This is a genomic window from Bifidobacterium sp. ESL0790, assembly GCF_029395435.1.
Lineage (GTDB): Bacteria > Actinomycetota > Actinomycetes > Actinomycetales > Bifidobacteriaceae > Bifidobacterium.
In genome coordinates this window covers 635,246-652,893 of record NZ_CP113915.1, presented here as the reverse complement: position 1 = coordinate 652,893, position 17,648 = coordinate 635,246, and the positions used below count along the sequence as shown (strand labels likewise).

General features: G+C 61.9%; 13 protein-coding genes and 1 tRNA gene. 4 read left to right on the top strand and 10 right to left on the bottom strand.

The features are described from left to right. Nucleotides 1-9: 9 nt before the first annotated feature. From OZY47_RS02325 to OZY47_RS02300, 6 genes are all read right to left on the bottom strand, one after another. A complete protein-coding gene (locus tag OZY47_RS02325) occupies nt 10-1,041 on the bottom strand; it encodes a hypothetical protein (RefSeq protein WP_277178374.1) in 1,032 nt (343 codons plus the stop codon). A gap of 201 nt (nt 1,042-1,242) precedes the next feature. Further along, nucleotides 1,243-2,154, bottom strand: a complete 912-nt coding sequence (locus OZY47_RS02320; RefSeq protein WP_277178372.1) for a hypothetical protein — start codon at nt 2,152-2,154, stop codon at nt 1,243-1,245. 58 nt (nt 2,155-2,212) lie between these two features. Then, a complete protein-coding gene (locus tag OZY47_RS02315; RefSeq protein WP_277178370.1) occupies nt 2,213-3,220 on the bottom strand; it encodes a hypothetical protein in 1,008 nt (335 codons plus the stop codon). A 98-nt stretch (nt 3,221-3,318) separates the two neighbouring features. Further along, the gene (locus tag OZY47_RS02310; protein WP_277178368.1) at nt 3,319-4,257 is read right to left on the bottom strand and encodes a hypothetical protein; all 939 of its coding nucleotides are present in this window, start codon (nt 4,255-4,257) and stop codon (nt 3,319-3,321) included. Between the two features lie 222 nt (nt 4,258-4,479). Then, nucleotides 4,480-5,478, bottom strand: a complete 999-nt coding sequence (locus OZY47_RS02305; RefSeq protein ID WP_277178366.1) for a hypothetical protein — start codon at nt 5,476-5,478, stop codon at nt 4,480-4,482. 155 nt (nt 5,479-5,633) lie between these two features. Continuing rightward, the gene (locus OZY47_RS02300; protein WP_277178364.1) at nt 5,634-6,581 is read right to left on the bottom strand and encodes a hypothetical protein; all 948 of its coding nucleotides are present in this window, start codon (nt 6,579-6,581) and stop codon (nt 5,634-5,636) included. Between the two features lie 331 nt (nt 6,582-6,912). Here OZY47_RS02300 and OZY47_RS02295 point away from each other — a divergent pair. The 3 genes from OZY47_RS02295 (at nt 6,913) to glyA (ending at nt 11,671) form a co-directional block, all read left to right on the top strand. Further along, nucleotides 6,913-6,986, top strand: a tRNA-Val gene (locus tag OZY47_RS02295). 775 nt (nt 6,987-7,761) lie between these two features. Beyond that, complete coding sequence (locus OZY47_RS02290; protein ID WP_277178362.1) at nt 7,762-9,828, top strand: BspA family leucine-rich repeat surface protein; 2,067 nt, start codon at nt 7,762-7,764, stop codon at nt 9,826-9,828. A 583-nt stretch (nt 9,829-10,411) separates the two neighbouring features. Further along, complete coding sequence (glyA, locus tag OZY47_RS02285) at nt 10,412-11,671, top strand: serine hydroxymethyltransferase (protein ID WP_348519399.1); 1,260 nt, start codon at nt 10,412-10,414, stop codon at nt 11,669-11,671. 133 nt (nt 11,672-11,804) lie between these two features. Here glyA and OZY47_RS02280 read toward each other — a convergent pair whose 3' ends face one another. The 3 genes from OZY47_RS02280 to OZY47_RS02270 form a co-directional block, all read right to left on the bottom strand. Then, nucleotides 11,805-12,023 carry a hypothetical protein gene (locus OZY47_RS02280; protein WP_277178358.1) on the bottom strand — a complete coding sequence of 73 codons (219 nt, stop codon included), beginning with the start codon at nt 12,021-12,023 and terminating at the stop codon, nt 11,805-11,807. Nucleotides 12,024-12,103: 80 nt separating this feature from the next. Further along, nucleotides 12,104-12,529 carry a DUF3052 domain-containing protein gene (locus OZY47_RS02275; protein WP_277179068.1) on the bottom strand — a complete coding sequence of 142 codons (426 nt, stop codon included), beginning with the start codon at nt 12,527-12,529 and terminating at the stop codon, nt 12,104-12,106. 256 nt (nt 12,530-12,785) lie between these two features. Then, nucleotides 12,786-13,736, bottom strand: a complete 951-nt coding sequence (locus OZY47_RS02270) for a S16 family serine protease (protein WP_277178356.1) — start codon at nt 13,734-13,736, stop codon at nt 12,786-12,788. A gap of 500 nt (nt 13,737-14,236) precedes the next feature. On the opposite strand from OZY47_RS02270, the gene OZY47_RS02265 reads away from it, so the two are divergent. Then, complete coding sequence (locus OZY47_RS02265) at nt 14,237-15,925, top strand: zinc-dependent metalloprotease (RefSeq protein WP_277178354.1); 1,689 nt, start codon at nt 14,237-14,239, stop codon at nt 15,923-15,925. A gap of 128 nt (nt 15,926-16,053) precedes the next feature. On the opposite strand, the gene OZY47_RS02260 is transcribed toward OZY47_RS02265, so the two are convergent. After that, on the bottom strand, nt 16,054-17,556 hold the full coding sequence (locus tag OZY47_RS02260) for an ATP-dependent helicase (protein WP_277178352.1): 1,503 nt from the start codon (nt 17,554-17,556) through the stop codon (nt 16,054-16,056). Between the last annotated feature and the right edge of the window lie 92 nt (nt 17,557-17,648).

The following is a 17,648-nucleotide window of genomic DNA, read 5'->3' as shown; positions in this document are numbered from 1 at the left end:
TTAACAGATTCACCGCTCACCAGCGGCCGCATGGCTATAGCCGGAACCGCCCGACGACGAAGCCTGAGCAGTATGGAACGCCTTGGCACCACGCAAGGCTACCGAAGAGTGGCCAATCCTCGCCGGCTTATCATCCCCGTCCCGTTCGGGCTCGGGGCCGCGGCGACCTTCGGGGCCGAGCTCCTGAAGCCATGCCAACTCCGGAGCCATCAGGGCACGCGCCCGACGGCGGGCGAACGGCCATATGTGGCCTATTCTCCGCCACCACACGGCATGGCGATAGCGACGCCGGGCGAGCTTGATGCGCCATGCCAACCGGAAACACGCACGCCATGCGCGAAGCCGGCCACCCAGGCACGAGACCGGTATGAACACACCGGTGCAATCCCAATTGGGGCGGGGAGATTTAGCCATGCTGGAGAATATCTCCCAAACCAACGAATCACGCCTCACATCATGCATCCCCGCGTAGAGAAAGCCGCGGGCCACCACCGGACGACGCATGAAAGCGTAGGCCGAGCGTATCAAGCCACCATCATCCGTGACCTCCTCGCCCCCCAACGGGCCCAATGACATTGAAAGAACCGCAGACTCATACTCCACAATCTCTCTCTTCGCCACACGCCTCCCGTGATACCGGAAAAACCTGACAGCCTGCGCCTTCGCCGTTGTCAACGGCGGACGGACCAGACACCACACCCCATACAACCACAAACCGATAAGACCTAGGCAAGAAAGAACACCCATGAAACCAAGAGAACCCAAATCGGCGGACCTCAAATGATCAACAAGTATTCCGGAACACACATAAGCATACGCAAAGCCAAAAACGACCAATACAAAACCAATCTTCCGCGTAGAACCATCATCCTCCGCGTGGTAGATATCCTTGAACCCCTCATAATCCACACGGAAACGGAACGGACCCAGCCAGGGAGTCGAATCACCTTGCGACACATGCGCGTTCATATCACTGTGCTTTTCTTGCGGCGACACGACTTCGGCGTCATGGGAAATTTGCGGATCCTGCGATGGACTCATCGACATCGACCTTTCCACAGTTTGGCTGGCTGGTCACGCGGCCATGGCAACCACACGAAGGTGACTTCGACCCTCAAAAAATTCGACAAAACTAACTTCAGTATAATATAATTTCGCAATATCGATTTACTCAAACCGCATTCCGAATCACCCGATTCAAGGTTCCGGCTCTTCGTCTTTTCTCGTACTATGCCGCGAGAGTCACGCGGCGGACCAGGCCGGGGAGGCGTCGAGGTAGGCGTGGTCGGCGTAGAGCCAGGACCAGAAACGGCGCAGCCAATAGCGCGGGTCCGACTTCGGGCGCGCCACCGCGGCGTCGGCGATGCAGGCGCGGCACCAGGCCACGAAACCGTCCACATCCGGCAGCACCGAACGGTCCACCATCACGCAATTGGTGAGATCGGCGAATTTCACGTCCGGGACCGCCGGGATGATATCCACCCCGGATTTGCCGGCCGCCGAGGGCGACAAGACGACATCGTGCTCCGTCAGACGCACGCAGGCCAGATCCGACCACGCCACGCGCACCTCGCGATCCTCGCCTTCGCCACCGTTCATACTGGCGCGATGCCACAGCCAATCCACGCCATCCCCGTCCACGAGCAGGCGGCAAGGCGTGTTCCAGCGCCCGTCGAAATTGCCGTCGCGCCAGGCCGAGACGGTCTCCTGCGCGCGCCTGGTGTTGAGCTCCGGCACGGGGAACCAGGCCGGCGCCGACCACAGCGTGATGCGCATCACCAGCCAGGACGAATACGACCTCGTGAACGCCAACAACCCCACACCGCCGATAAACGCAAACACCAGCAGGTCGCCCATATCAAGGTCTTCATGAATACCCATGAACAGTATTACGAAACCGACGAAGGCGCAGAGCGCTCCAAGCACGCGCACCCCGCGTCCATAGGCGTTCGAGGCCTGTGCGAACTCACACCACATCGGGCCGGTCAACGTGAAATCGAACGTGCCGGAGCCGTCCGGCGACAGGCCAGCGACGGGACCCTGGTTGGCCGTGGCGCTTAAGGAGACATTCGCAACCGCGTCCAAACCGTCTTCGGCGTCAAGCCCATGCTCTCCGGCCTCGCCACCGGGCACGACCTCATCCGCCACCGCCATCACCAACGCTTCCTCATCTTCGTCACTGTCGCTGTCGCCGTCACTGTCACTGTTGCTGTCACCGGGCCGGATCCGCAACCGCCGTGGAGCGGTCGATGGTCTTGCGCCCACCCCACTCGGCGGCCGGCACGCCGGAAAGACGCTCCAAGACGCTCCCGCCGGCCACGAACTCGATGTCCATATACGAATACTGCGTACGGTGCTCGTCCCACACCGAAAGGTCCGGGTCGGGGTTCGGCACATACACCGAGCGCATGATCACGCCCACCTCGGGCACCACGAACGAGAACACCCACGGCTGCGGGCCCACACGCAGGTCACGCGCCTGGTCCATGCCCTCCAGCTTGGTCTGCCGGTAGTCCACGCCCTGCATCGGAATCACCTGGTAGCGCTCCCGGTCGATGCCATCGGCCACGTCGGCCAGCATGGCCTGCATGGAGGGATCAAGGCCATGCGCCTCGGCCAGCGCCTCGGCGGCGTCCACGCTGCCACCTCTGAGCCCGGCGAGCATCCCTTTCTCATCGTCGTTCCGGCAACGCACATACAGCGGCGTGCCCGCCAAACGGAACATGGAACCCAGGCCCGAGGCCTGCGCGAACGCGCCCTCCCAGCCCTGCGGGCCGCCCAAACCATACAGGTTGAACGTGTCTCCGCCCAACAACCGCGACGAGGAGCGAGCCAAAGTGGCGGTATCGGCCCCGAAATACGTGACGAACGAGCGCTCCTCGCTCTGGTCCTCGTCAAGGTCCGGCATCAGCCCATCGGCCACCGCGAACGCGCAGTCGCGCACCGGGGCCATCAACGACGCCAAAGCCGGGCACGGATTGCCGTTGGCGTCCACCGCGCCTTCCCTTTGCAGCGAGAACGCCATGCGCTGGCGCATCCGGTTGATCGTCCTCGGCTCGCCCACATTCGAGAACGGCACCAAGCGCTCCGGCACCATGAAACGCAAGTAATCCGGCCCGCCATTGAGCACGTACAACTGGTCCGGCTTGAACGCCACCGTACCCAACGCCGCCACGGTCGGCCCTTGGGCGAAACCGCCAGTCACTTCCTCAGCCATCATTGGCCTCCTTCGTTAATCCTCATATACAACTAAACCGATAAATCAATCGACAAACCAACCCGGAACCACCCGAATCAACCCGGCAACGACGTCAGAGATCAGACATCATCGTCGAACCACACGGCCGACCACGCCGGCGGGCTATCCAAGAACTCCTTGTCGCCATAAAGCCACACCCAGAACGAATGCAACCGGCGACGCAGGCCCGACGATGGCTGCGGTTCGGCGGCGTCGGCGATATGCCCGCGGCACCAGTCCACGAACCCGTCCACATCCGGCAGCACCGAGCGGTCCACCATCACGCTGCCGTCCACATCGGCGAACCTCACGTCCGCAACCGCGGGAATGATGTCGACGCCCGCCTTGCCGCCAGCCGACGGCGAAAGCACCACCGCGCGCGGCGTCAGGCGCACGCAATCCAAATCGGACCAACCAACCCGCACGTGAGAGTCCTTGCCGTGCACATGCACCATCAGTTCGACGCCATCGCCATCCACCAACAGCCGGCAGGGCGTCTCCCAATGACTGTCGAAATCCGCGCCATCCCACTGCTCACGAACACGAATCTGCTCCTTTGTGCTTACGCTCAGCACGTTGAACCAGCCTTCCGCGGAACGGAGCATCACTTTCAGCACCAGCAACGAGTCGAACTTGCCCCAAAAGAGCAACAGAGAAAAAGCTGTAAAGAAGAGAAACACGACGAGCGTCACCAACATATCTCGATCGCCAAAAATCGAGAGTCCCATCTTTCCGATAATCAACAAGCTAAAAAAGCCAAAGAACACCAGGAACGGCAAACCGATGCGGCGCATCCCGCGACCGTAGGCGTTCGCCGCCTCCACGAACTCGCCCCACATCGGGGCCGTCAGCGTGAAATCGAACGACGCGCCGTCGTCCAGGGAGGAATTGGGAACGATCTCGGTTTCAACGGCGAGATCCGCGCCGTCATCAACGACAGCATTACCACCAAGTCCAGCGCCGACACCGGTGCCAGCGCCAGCACTGATTTGCGCGTCTCCCCCATCAGCCATCGACATCGACTTCCAGCCTTATCCACACCGTCGCGCAGCGAACCCGCCCACGTGGGAGCGGCACGAACCCGAACAAACGTTTGACAACATTACATTTCTAGCAACATGATAGCGTATCATCTATCCACATTAACCAACCCCGATCTTGTAAGACAATCGGTTGCTGTTGGCACGTGACAAGGGTCGTACCACATCCAACGAAAGACCAAATCCAACCCGAAACCGCCCCTAGAACACCAGACCGTTAAGCCAGTTTTTCGGCGGCCCGTCCAGGAACTCGTCATCGCCGTACAGCCAGCGACGGAACCGACCCCACAACGCAGACAACCGGCCAAGCCCACGAACCCGCGAACCAGGCCTACGAACCCGCGAACGGCCCGAGCTATGGCGGGCTTCATACCCGGCTTCACGCTCAGGCTGACGTGCGGCACCACGCGCGGCAGCCTTCACACGCTCCCGGCACCACGCCACGAACCCATCCAGATCGGGCACCACCGAACGGTCCACCATCACGCAACCAGCCAGGTCCATGAACTGCACATCCGGCACCGCGGGGATGATATCCATCGAGGCCTTCCCTCCAGCCGACGGCGAAAACACCACCGCATGCTCCGTGAGCCGCACGCAATCCAGGTCTGACCAACGCACGCTTGTGGATCGGTCGTCACCCTCCACGGTCCACATCCACATCAGGCCGTCAGAATCCACCACCAGCCGGGACGGCGTCGACCAACGATCGTCGAAATTACCGTCCTTCCACTCATACACCGCGCTGCGCATCTCCGCGCCACTCGTGCTCCGTATCGGAAACCAGACCGACACCCACCCCGCCGCCTGATTCATCATCAGACGACGAGGCAGCACACCGCCACAAAGCGACCAGCAGACACCAGTCAGGACCAGACAGAAAATCAGCGTCCATAGATCGTCACGAGTGGTTATCGGTATGTCAAGAAGAATCAGGCTAATCACAGTGCAAAATATCGCCCCAGGCACGAAGATCTTCCTCACCCCACGCCCGTAGGCGTTCGATGCTATCGCGAACTCCCACCACATCGGGCCGTTCAGCGTGAAATCGAACGACCTCTGGCCATCGAACGGCGAATCAACCGTGCCTGAACCGACGTTCCCGATATCAGTCGGCGACACACCGCCATCCGAACCTGCCGCCTGTCCTCCAACATGATTCTCACCCGCAGCAGGAACAAAAGCATCAAAACCCGACATCACATGCCACCTTCGACGTAAACTTCGTCCGATCCGGATTGAACGCCACGGAACCCAACGCACCCACCGTCCACACCTGACGGGGACCACCGGCCATCACCAACCCCTTTCACCGGAAACCACAACAAAAAGAAACACGACAGACAGCGACACCGTCACCACCCACGGGTCATGCCCTTCGGCGGGCCGTCCAAAAACTCGTCGTCCCCATACAGCCAACGCCGGAAACGGTACAACCGCAACCGCCAGCCCGACTCCGGCCACGGGGACGCCCCAGCGATACGCTCCCGGCACCAGCGCGCGAAGCCTTCCGCATCAGGCAGCACCGACCGGTCCACCAGCACACACCCGTCCAGATCCGCGAAACCGAATTCGGGCACCGCAGGGATGATGTCCATCGATGCCTTCCCGCCGGCCGAGGGCGAAAGCACCACCGCGTGATCGGTCACCCGCACACAATCAAGATCCGACCAACGCGCACGCACCACACGGCGCCGGCCCGCCGACCCCTCACGCGCATGCGCGCCACGCACCCAACGCTCCAACACCACGCCGTTCACGTCGACCGTCAGACGGCACGGCGTCGACCAGCCGGAGCTGAAGAAACCATCGCTGCGCTGCCCCAGTATCCGCCAGATATCAATCGTGCTCGTGCTCCGCACCGGAAACCACTCCGACACGAACGGCGCCAGCTTGTTCGCCACGCCCCAACGAGCCAACCAACCACCACAGCACATCCAACTTAAGACCGTCAAAATGAGCATGACAACCACAACCCATAGATCGTCACTACTGGTTATCGGTATATCAAGAAGAATCAGGCTAATCACAGTGCAGAATATTGCAAAAGGCACGAAAATCTTCCTCACCCCACGCCCGTAGGCGTTCGACGCCATCGCGAACTCCCACCACATCGGGCCGTTCAACGTGAAGTCGAACGTTACGCCATCATCCAGAGACGAATTGGAGACGGCGGCCGAACCGGGGACGGTGACGCCATCGCTATTGGGGACACCATTGCCGACGGCGGTACCATCGCTAACGGCGACACCATCGCCAACACCGCCACCGATTTGCGGCTCTTCCCCATCAACCATCGACATCGACCTTCGCCTCTTCTACTCGCATCGCCGCGCAACGGACTCGCTCACACGGGCGCAGCCCAACTCCCACAAACGTTTAACGACATTGGTTCTCTGCCACTATGATAGCGAACCAGCTATCCACATTCACCAGCTTTGATTTCGTCAGACAATTGATTGTCTCCGTCGCCTTCGGCACGTTGCAGGATCGGCGCAATCACACCACCGAAACTTCACTCCACGAAGTGGCCAGTTTCGGTGTGCGTGGGAGCCGCCACGAAGCGACCTGCCGAGCGCCCCGCCGCACCATGCCAGTGACCAACCTTCGCGCTAGAGTGTTCAATTGTCCGAAGGGCGATTAGCTCAGCTGGTTAGAGCGCCACCTTTACACGGTGGATGTCGGGGGTTCGAATCCCTCATCGCCCACCTTTGCAAGATCTTGGCCGCCCGGTCATTTTCGGGTTCCGGTTCCGGGCCTTTGAACCTTTTACATTCGAAGGTGTCCGAAAAGTGACACATCAAGTCACATATCGGCTTGGAAATATCGCGGCGGAAAAACCTCAAAAAGACGTTATGTATGACTATTCAAACACCTGTGAATGGGCGTGTCGTCCGCGAAATTCGCGGAAAATACTGGGTTAATTGGGCAATTTCGCGTTTTCGTCGGTTAAATGTTGTAATATCTTGAGCATATTGAGTTAGCGCGTTGTGTTGCATCGCAGCGAGTCATGAAGTTAGGTCAGACCATTCAACCATTGGCGTTTGACTCGACCCGAAAGGTCCGCGGCCTCGTGATTCTGATGCGGTGCCGGCGGCGCGCGGTTGGAGAATTTGGTGTTAAGGGGTTTGGTTCGATGTTGAAGATGGTCGTGTCCGCGCTCGCGTGCGCCGCGATGCTCGCGCCGTTCACGGGCAACCTATCGAATGTGGACAACCAAAAAAGCACCGAGATCGACCCCCCCCCGCAGTCCTAACGACCAATTCTTATCACAACTCACCAACCCAAACTAATCACTTCTCACCTTTATCTTCAAAGTCACTTTCATCGTTGTTGGAACTTGGCAACCCGTCACACCCGTCCACAAAGTCAGGTCACAACCGTAAGACCGATTCGAAGCATCGCAGCTCCATTTCCAATTCAGTCCACGCGGCCTCGCTCACGCGCTTCTCTGGAAAGAGTCAGGCCAGCAGGCCACCAGCCGTGGCCCACCATGCAACCTCCACTGAGCAACCGCAGGTGGGCCCGCAGAGCTCATGCACGCCGACGACGGCGACATGGCAGGGCAGTGCCCACGGCGGTCCTACCGCCGACCACATCGACTGGACCATCGACGCCAACTGCAATATGACGATAACCGGCGGAATACTCAACTATGACTATCCTTATTACACTTCACCTTTCCCCTGGTCTGTTTACCGGTATCAAATCACCTCGCTGACCATCAGCAGTTCGCTGCAACTCTCAAGCGGAGTGACCACAATGAATTTCTGGTTCTCTAACATGACTGAGCTGGAGTCTTTTTCGGCGCCTGGTTTGAACGTCTCGGGCATATCCAACATGGAAGGCATCTTCGAGGATTGCCCGAAACTGGAAGATCTCAATCTGAGCGGCTGGGACAGCAGAAACCTGCAAAACACACAGTATATGTTCTCCCGCTGTTCCGCACTAGTCTCGGTAAATCTCAGCGGTTGGGACACCAGCAAAATCACTACAATGTACGCAATGTTCCAGAATGCTTCCTCGCTCGTCAGCCTCGATCTGAGCGGCTGGGACACCAGCAACGTGACCAACACCACAAGCATGTTCGGCTACACGCATCTCAAACGACTGAGATTAGGAGCGGGCACCTCCACACTGGCTTCTGCGGTGCAGTCGGGAGCGTTCCCGGCCTACCCCGGGGAGACAGTCTACGTCGAAGGTGCCTTTGAGGCTACCACGCTGCCGGACGGCTCGACCATCTACAAGCAGAAGCATTTTCAATCAAACACCACGCCCGCAGGAGCTTACTCCACTGCGGTGACCCGGCCCACGTGGTTCGGCACCGCGAAAGGAGGCATCGAGTACGCGCACGCCGACGGCACCGTCGGCGACTACCCCCACCCGTGCCTCGCCTGGACCGACACCGATACCTGCACCGTGGCCGGATCCACGGGGCTGACCGGCTCGCCGAGCCGGCGCCTCAGCTGGATTGACGGCTCCAATGGCGCCCATATCCCCGGAGACACCCTCACCCCGGACGGTCTGTTGACCGTCACACCCCAGTGGAACCCCATGCCCGTGCCCACTGTCACCACGGTCACCTGGCCACACGACCTCGGCGGCGAATCCACAAGCATCCGCGCCACCGGCACCGCCGCGGACCTGCGCCGCGACGACACCATGATCGTGCGCTACACGTGGACCGACGCAACAGGAACCGAACAGCACAAGGACACCACCGGCACCATCGACGGCAGTGACTGGACGGCCGACCTCACCGACGCGCCCAGCCTCGCCAGCATGGCGGCCGCCGACCTGATAGGCACGGGCACGAAAGTCACCGTGACCGCGCAAGTCAAAGATGCCGGCGGCCCGCTCGGCCAATGGTCCACCGGCAAGGACGGCTACCCCGACATGGTCGCACCCGGCATCAGCGACTCATACGCCACGTCCAGCAGCGCGGGCGGCGTCGCCATGAGCTCTGACCGATCTCAGGCCGTCGCCGAGCCCGGAGACACGGTCACCATCAGCTGGCTCGACAACACCGACACCCCCATCAGCTGGCCCGACGGCGGCGGCACCACCACGACCCTCACCGTCGCCACCGGCCCCGGAGGCCACTTCAGCGCCACCAAACCAATCGCCGTCACCGGCGCCAAGAAAATCCAATACGTGCTGAGCGACGGCATCAACACCAGCGAGCCCTACACCAAGAAGATCACCGACCCCATCACCGCCATCCCACTGACCGGTGGCCAAGCCCAACTGTGGTCCAAGCTCCTGCTCACCCTCCTAGCGGTGATGCTCATCGGAGCCACCACCACCCTGCGCAACCGCCGCAACCACGCCCTCCGCCTGGTCACCCCCACCGGCCGCACCACACCAATCCCCCACGGCTTCACCACCAACTGCCACACAGCGAACCACCGCACAACCAACCGTCAAACCAATGGCCACCGCACCGCGGCCATGCGAGCCAACACCTCGCCGGCGTCCGACGGGCCGTCACACGCGAAGCTCCACCACACCGCCAAGCACACCACCCACGGCCCCCGCCACACCAAATAAGCCCGCAAGCCACACTCACCACCACACCACAACTCACCGCCGCACAGGCAATCACCACATCGCCAAGCACACCAGCCACAGCCCTCACCGCACGGTCAAACCCACCACGCCACAACCCACCGCGCCCCACAACTCACCGATAGAAAACGTCCACCCACAACGAAAAACTATCGCTGGCGAGCGCTCAGCAACAGAAAATATATATCAATGGACAAAAACTATCAGTGACGGTTACCTCAGCGATAGGAAATTCATACGCAGGGCAGCGCGATGGCCGCGGGCTTCCATCCCTGATGCCCCCAACCACGCCGGGGCTGCGATAACAATCACGTCCATAAACAGGGCGTGCGGCGCGCATTTCGTAATCCTTCTGGCATAATGGTTGGCATGTGGTGGCAAGGCCAAACGCCATCCGCCGCACGAACCAGCCGACCATACGCCCCAACTCGGGCAACCAACGGATGCGAATCCGCCGCCGGCTGGCGACCAACGAATAAAGCAACGAGTATAAAAGGAGTCTGAAATGGCTGAACAATACCAAACCGACACATCCAACCCAGCGGTTGTGCAGAGCTCGTCGGACATGTTCAACGCACCCATCGCACAAGCGGACCCCGAAATCTCGTCGCTCATCAATGACGAGCTCAAGCGTCAGCAGAACGGCCTTGAGATGATCGCCTCCGAAAACTTCGTGCCCCGCGCCGTGCTTGACGCGCAAGGCTCCGTGCTGACCAACAAGTACGCCGAGGGCTACCCCGGGCGCCGCTACTACGGCGGCTGCGAGTTCGTGGACGGCGTGGAGACGCTGGCCCGCAACCGCGCCAAGGAGCTCTTCGGCGCCGAGTTCGCCAACGTGCAGCCCCATTCGGGCGCGCAGGCCAACGCCGCCGTCTACCAGGCGCTCATCAAGCCGGGCGACACCGTGCTGGGCCTCGCGCTCGACCATGGCGGCCACCTGACCCACGGCACCAAGATGAACTTCTCGGGCAAGTTCTACCATGCCGAGTCCTACGGCGTGAACCCCGACACCTTCCTGATCGATCCCGAGATCATCCGCCAGCGCGCGCTCGAGACCCACCCGCAGCTCATCGTGGGCGGCTGGAGCGCCTACCCGCGCATCGAGGACTTCGCGGCGTTGAAGGAGATCGCCGACGAGGTCGGGGCGAAGCTGTGGGTCGACATGGCCCACTTCGCCGGCATGGTGGCGGCCAAGCTGCACCCGAGCCCCGTACCTTACGCCGACGTGGTCTCCTCCACCGCGCACAAGACGCTCGGCGGGCCGCGTTCCGGCTTCATCCTGGCCAAGAAGGAATACGGCAAGAAGATCAACTCCGCCGTCTTCCCCGGCCAGCAGGGCGGGCCGCTCATGCACATCATCGCCGCCAAGGCCGTGGCCTTCAAGGTCGCCGGCACCGAGGCGTTCAAACATCGCATGGAGCGCACGCTCGAGGGCGCGAAGATCCTGGCCGACCGCCTCAACGCCGACGATGTGAAAGCGCAGGGCATCACCGTTCTGACCGGCGGCACCGACGTGCACCTGGTGATGGTCGACCTACGCAACAGCGAGATGGACGGGCAGCAGGGCGAGAACCTGCTGGCGGAATGCGGCATCACCGTCAACCGCAACACCGTGCCCTTCGACCCGCGCCCGGCCTCCGTGGCCTCGGGCCTGCGCATCGGCACCTCGGCGCTGGCCACGCGTGGCTTCGCGGCCCCGCAGTACGAGGAGGTGGCCGACATCATCGGCACCGCTCTGGCCGGCGGAAAGGACGCCGACGTGGAAGCGCTGCGTGCCCGCGTCACCAAGCTCACCGAGGACTTCCCCCTCTACCCCGGCCTGTGACAGGCTGCCGCTCGCCTAAGCACAGATGAAAAATTGGCGTTCATGGAATCAGTAATCCATGAACGCCAATTTCTGTAATCGGTTACTTATATTTCATATTCTCTGTTACTCAGAGATGGGTTGGTCGAATATCCTATTCGCCCGTCAATAGATAATTCAGGCTATCTATTCGTTGCAAAGCAAACATCTCATCGAGAGAAAGAATGTTACGTTTCTCTTTGGAACGGAGTTTTGCTTCACCACCAAAAGGACTGGCTGTTTCCTGAATTTTCTGTCGAATCTGACTTTCAGAAAGCATGATCGGCTTCTTCGACATACGGTTCAGACACGAAGATGCCATAATCGTCCCCATTCAATGAAACTTTTCGTGACACCGGTGACATTAAAACCGATACCACGAAAATCTTATTGATTAGACAAGCCTTGGAAGGCTTACTTGCCTTTGCCGAAGGCGCGCAGGTGGATGCCGTTCCAGTCCTCGGAGACCGTGAGCGGGGTGGCCGCGTTCATGCCGGCGGTCTTCGCCGCGGACTGCACGGTGACCGAGCTGGCGGCTCCCGGGCGGCCAGGCTTGGGGGTGAGCACCCACAGGGGGCCGTCCTCACCAAGCACACTATGGGCGTCCACGATGGTGTCGGACAACGCGTCCTCGTCGTCGCCATCACGCCACCAAATAATGACACCGTCGACCGCGGAGCCATAGTCCTCGTCGACAAGATCCTCTCCAGTCAGCGTCATGATTTTCTGTCGAATCGACTCACTCACGTCGTCATCCCACAGCCATTCCTGCACGATGTCCCCAGCGTGGAAACCGAATTCCTCAGCGTTTTTCGATGCCGTTTCATTCACAGTTTCAATATAGCAAATACGTGCGAACAGTAGCCCGGACGTGACCAAAACGCCAGCGGTAATTAGACAGAATGAGAAGTAAAGAATAACAAAGTATGCATTACAAAAAGAAACACTCGAAGCCACGGCATGTCGCGAACGTGGCGACCACCGCCGCTCCCCTGAAACCACAGCGCTTCAAGGCTCCGGCGAGCGCCGGCCGATGACCAACACAAGCCGAGTGGGCCCGATGGAACGAGCCGCCCAACCGCGCGAAACGCTCCCCCTAGCCGACGGTGCAGTGCGGCAACGAATCGCCGTGCCCGCTGCCGATGGCCTTCACAGCCTTGTAGGCGTCATCCAGCGTGGAGACCTTCACGTCGCGCAGCCCGCCGGGCACATGCCCCACGACCTCGTCGCAATTGGAGGCTGGCGACAGGAACCAGGTGGCTCCGTCGCGCTTGGCGCCCAACATCTTGAGCCTGACGCTGCCGATCTTGCCGACCTTGCCGGATTTGGAGATGGTGCCCGTGCCCGCGATGACCTTGCCGCCCGTCTCGTCGGCGGGGGTGAGCTTGTTGATGACCCCGAGCGCGTACATCATGCCGGCCGAGGGGCCGCCGATGTCGTCGACGTGCATGCTCACCTTCGCGCCGGCCGTATCGATGCCGTGCTTCTTGGCGAAGTCGAGCGCGGCGACGCTGGCCGAATCCTGCGAGCCGGTCATCTCCTTGCCAGAGTCCTTCTCATAGTCCTGCTCGGACTGGCCCACGGGGAACACGGCCTCGCTGGGTAGGACCTCCTCATGCGGGTCAATCCAGGCCACGAGGGTCTGCCAGCCCGCGGCCGGGGAGCCGGGCACGCCCTGCACGTTGGCGGTGAGCATCAGGAGCTTGCCGCGGGTCTTGTAGGTCTTGACGCCCGTGACCTTGATGACCGGCTTGCCGTCGACGCTGGTGAGCACGTCCTGGGTGGGGCCGGGCGACTCGATGACGTAGGGGCTCGGCAGCACCAGCACGGCCAGGCAGAGCACCACGCAGATGAGGCCGGCGAAATACCGCAGGGAATGGCGGGTGAAATAACGCTTGAAGGATTGCCACTGACCACGACGCGCGGCCTGGTCGGTGGCTTGGCTGGCGACCGGGCTGACGGCCTCGGCCATGGGGGCCTGCCCCACCGTCGTTTCGGTCTGGGAATCTGTGGATTCTTGCGCGTTTTGCCGCCGATTTCGTGCCATACCCATAAGTATGCCCACGCGCCCAGACTCGCCTATTCGAGCGTCGTCGGAGGCCGCTTTCGGCACGGGCCTGCGCAAATGCCGGGAATAGGCCGTCAGACACTACCACCGGCCTGTTTTAGACATATGGTGGTACGGATGCGTGAAACGGACCGATTGGGTACTACCAGCGGCCTGTTTTAGGCACGGTTAAGCACAGATGCCTAAAACGGATCAATTACATGTCGCCAGTGGTCTGTTTTGTGCATTGACGAATGTGGATGCCGGAAACGTTCACTTTCATGCCATCGTTATAGTTTTATCGAGCGAATATCGACGCGATTATCGACATAATCATCAACCTTTGCACATGCGCATCAGAGCGCGACACGACCGGCGGACCGCCAATCTCATTACCAGCGTAAGAGGGCGCGGGTAAGACCACACGAACCAATATCATGGAATTACCAAACGGCCGCAACAGTATGGCCCGACGAAGCCAACACAAAGGAAGCAACGGTATGGACGAGAACGCGATTCACCAATGGCTGATCGAATGCTTTGGCCAGGTGCAAGGCGACATGGCCTTCAACCAGCTCAACGCCCTGCCCGACGCGGTCAAGGAGCAGCTGTTCGGCCAGGACCTCTCGCGTCTGCCGAAGCCCCAGGAGGTGCAGGCGCTCATGCAGGCGTTCACCTCGAGCGGGCTCAACACCGTCGGTGACATGCAGCGCACGGCCGAGCAGGGGCCGATCAACGTGCAGCTCGCCTCGTCCATCGCGCTGACCCAGGCCAACGACGAATCGAGCGAGAAGACCGTGAGCGCCGAGAACGGCGAGGCGGTGCGCCGGGCCATGACCGAGGCGAACCTGTGGCTCGACACGGCCTGTGAGCTGGACCCCGCGCCGGGCACGCCCCAGGCCTTCACCCGCGCCGACTGGGTCAACGCCACCATCGACTCGTGGGCGAAGTTCGCCAGCCCGGTGGAGCAGTCGATGAGCGACGCGCTCTCCGCGGTGATCTCCGAACGTTTCGGCGACAGCTTCGGCGAGGGCAGCATCGCGGGCGTTTTCGCGGGGCCGATCCCCATCCAGATCCCCGACAGCATGAAGGACCCGGCGCAGATCATGCGCATGGTGGGCAACATGGCCTATTCGATGCAGCTCGGGCACGCCGCCGGCAACCTCTCGCACGAGGTGCGCGGCAGCTTCGACCAGGGCATCGCGCTGCAGAAGAACCCGGCCGGCGCGCTCATCGCGCAGAACGCCGTGGAATACGCGAAATCGTTGCAGATCGACCAGGCCGAGGTGCTCGCCTTTTTGGCCCTCGAGGAAGTGGCACACGCCAGGCTCTTCGCGCATGTGCCGTGGCTCATGCCGCGTTTCGAGGCGCTGATCGGCAAGTACGCGCGTGGCGTCAACATCGACCTTGACGCGGTGGAGGAGCAGCTGCGCGAGGCCACCTCGATGGACCCCGAGTCGATCTCCGGGGCCGTGGACCTCACCAAGGTCGGCATCCCCGACACCCCCGAGCAGAAGGAGGCCATGGAGAGCCTCGAGACGCTGCTGGCGCTGGTGGAGGGCTGGGTGGATTGCGTCACCTGGCGGGCCGGCATGGCCCACTTGCCGCATATCGACCAGCTGCGCGAGATGGTGCGCCGCGAGCGCGCGGTGGGCGGCCCGGCCGAGCAGACCTTCGAGAACCTGCTGGGCCTGCAGCTGCGCCCCAAGCGCATGCGCGAGGCGGCCTCCGTTTGGGAGAAGATCACCGCCGAGCAGGGCGACGTGGCGCGCGATGAGATGTGGTCGCACCCCGACCTGTTGCCGAAGCTGCCCGACCCCGACCGTGACGGCGCGATCGCCGGTGGTGCTGAGGCGGCAGGCGTTGGCGAGGACGCGGATTCGAAGGCCGACGAGGCCACGACGAACGGAACTGGCGAATCCACGGCCAACGGCGCGGATTCGGGCTCCGGCAAATCAGGCTCGCATATCGATTGGGACGCGGAGCTCAGCAAGCTGCTGGACGACGAGAACAACGCCCATCATGACGATGACGCCGACTCGACCGACGGCGATGATTTGAACGATGGCAGCAACTCGGCTGATGGCAAGCCTGACGACGGCGGCGATTCCGGTTCCGACGACGGCGGCGATTCCAGCAATCCCAGCGCCGATGCCGACTCCGACGGCGACAAGCCAGCCGAAAGCTGAGCCGTCCCGTTAGACGTCAGATAAATATGTAAATACGATTTAGGCGGTACCCAGACACCATCTGGATACCGCCTAAATATTGCCTCGATACTCTATCGACACCAACGAGACGTATACGTCTCTGGCTATTAGATGAACCGGCTCGGGGTGCGGGCGAAGGTGGAGGCCGGGTCCTTGCTGCGCGCGTACGAGATGTGCAACGAGTCCTCGGCGCGGGTGACGCCGACGTACATCAGCCGCCGCTCCTCCTCAAGGTCGGGCCCCGGGGCCGGCGAGCCATATGGCAGCAGCCCTTCGGAGCAGCCGATCAGAAAGACATGCTTGAACTCGAGGCCTTTGGCCGCGTGGATGGTCGAGATGGTGACCCCCGGCTCGGCCCGCAGATTGAGCGCCTCCAACGCGTCGCGCTTGGCCTGGTCGGTCTCCCCCAACGCCGACTGCCGCCAGCCGGCGTCACGCCTGGTGCGGTAGGGCAGGTCCTGCCCCTTCAACGCACGCCCGACCACCTGCTGCTGGGCATTCAGCCGCGTGAGCACCGCGCAATCCGAAGGTTTGGCCCCGTCGGCGACGAAGCGGGCGATGCGTTGCGCCACGCCACGCGCCTCCTCGTCGTCATCGTCGTAGACCGTCTTCACCACGCGCATGCCCTTGCCGCGCGGCGAGACGAGGCGCAGGTAATCCTCACGGTTGGGCGCCGAGGCCAGCACGCGGTTGGCGCAGGAGACGACCTGCGGGGTGGAGCGGTAATCGGTGTTCAAATCGATGTCGGCGCTCAGCGGGCCGAACTCGTCGGCGAAATGCAGCAGGCCATAGCTCGAGGCCCCCGCGAAGGAATAGATGGTCTGGGCCGGGTCGCCCACCACGCACACGTTGCGGTTGCCCTTGAGCCACAGTTGCATGAGCCGGTGCTGCAGGGGCGAGACGTCCTGGTACTCGTCGACGGTGAGCCAGCCGACGGAGCGGCGGATCTGCGCGGCCTGCTCGTCGAAGGCGTCGAGCACGTGGCAATCCAAGAGCAAAATGTCGTTGAAGTCCATCTCCCCACGAGCCGTCTTCTCCTGCTCGTAGGCCACGTAGATCTCGGCGAACCGCTCGGGGTCGAGGCCGGCGGGAGGTGTGCGGTGGGTGGCGGCGCAGACACGCGCGTAATCGTCGGGCGCGATGAGCGAGACCTTGGCCCAGTTGATCTCGGCGAGCAGGTTGCGGTTGGTCATCTCGTCGAACTGGTCGGAGTCGGTGGCGCGCGTCACCGCCCGGTTGATGATGTCTTTGGTGTCGGTGGCGACGCGCGGGAAGGGCGCCTCGGTGATCTCCGTCCACACCTGACGCAGCTGGTGCAGCGCGGCGGAATGGAAGGTGGCGGCGGTGACCTCGCCACCCACACCCAACGTGGCCAGGCGCTTCTTCATCTCGTTGGCGGCCCTGATTGAGAAGGTGACCGCCAGCGTACGGCCGGCCTCCCACTTGCCGCTTTTGCACGCATAGGCGATGCGGCGGGTGACCGTGCGGGTCTTGCCCGCCCCCGCGCCCGCGATGATGCGCACCGGGCCGCCGAGCGCCGTGGCCGCCGCCAGCTGCGCCTCATCGAGGCCCTCGAGCATCTCCCCCGCTTGTTCCGTCATGGCCTCCATTGTGCCAGCGGGGCTGGTCCCACCCCGGCGAAACCCAAGCCACAGCGGGTCTCAAGGGGCCTTAAGGACATACGATGTATTAGTCTTAATGT

Bases quoted from the DNA above. Each gene is read 5' to 3' on its own strand.
- glyA (WP_348519399.1), top strand. From the start codon at position 10,412: ATGTTCAACGCACCCATCGCACAAGCGGACCCCGAAATCTCGTCGCTC.
- OZY47_RS02320 (WP_277178372.1), bottom strand. From the start codon at position 2,154: ATGGCGGTGGCGGATGAGGTCGTGCCCGGTGGCGAGGCCGGAGAGCAT.
- OZY47_RS02265 (WP_277178354.1), top strand. From the start codon at position 14,237: ATGGACGAGAACGCGATTCACCAATGGCTGATCGAATGCTTTGGCCAG.
- OZY47_RS02270 (WP_277178356.1), bottom strand. From the start codon at position 13,736: ATGGCACGAAATCGGCGGCAAAACGCGCAAGAATCCACAGATTCCCAG.
- OZY47_RS02300 (WP_277178364.1), bottom strand. From the start codon at position 6,581: ATGTCGATGGTTGATGGGGAAGAGCCGCAAATCGGTGGCGGTGTTGGC.
- OZY47_RS02260 (WP_277178352.1), bottom strand. From the start codon at position 17,556: ATGGAGGCCATGACGGAACAAGCGGGGGAGATGCTCGAGGGCCTCGAT.
- OZY47_RS02325 (WP_277178374.1), bottom strand. From the start codon at position 1,041: ATGAGTCCATCGCAGGATCCGCAAATTTCCCATGACGCCGAAGTCGTG.
- OZY47_RS02305 (WP_277178366.1), bottom strand. From the start codon at position 5,478: ATGTCGGGTTTTGATGCTTTTGTTCCTGCTGCGGGTGAGAATCATGTT.
- OZY47_RS02315 (WP_277178370.1), bottom strand. From the start codon at position 3,220: ATGATGGCTGAGGAAGTGACTGGCGGTTTCGCCCAAGGGCCGACCGTG.
- OZY47_RS02310 (WP_277178368.1), bottom strand. From the start codon at position 4,257: ATGTCGATGGCTGATGGGGGAGACGCGCAAATCAGTGCTGGCGCTGGC.
- OZY47_RS02280 (WP_277178358.1), bottom strand. From the start codon at position 12,023: ATGGGGACGATTATGGCATCTTCGTGTCTGAACCGTATGTCGAAGAAG.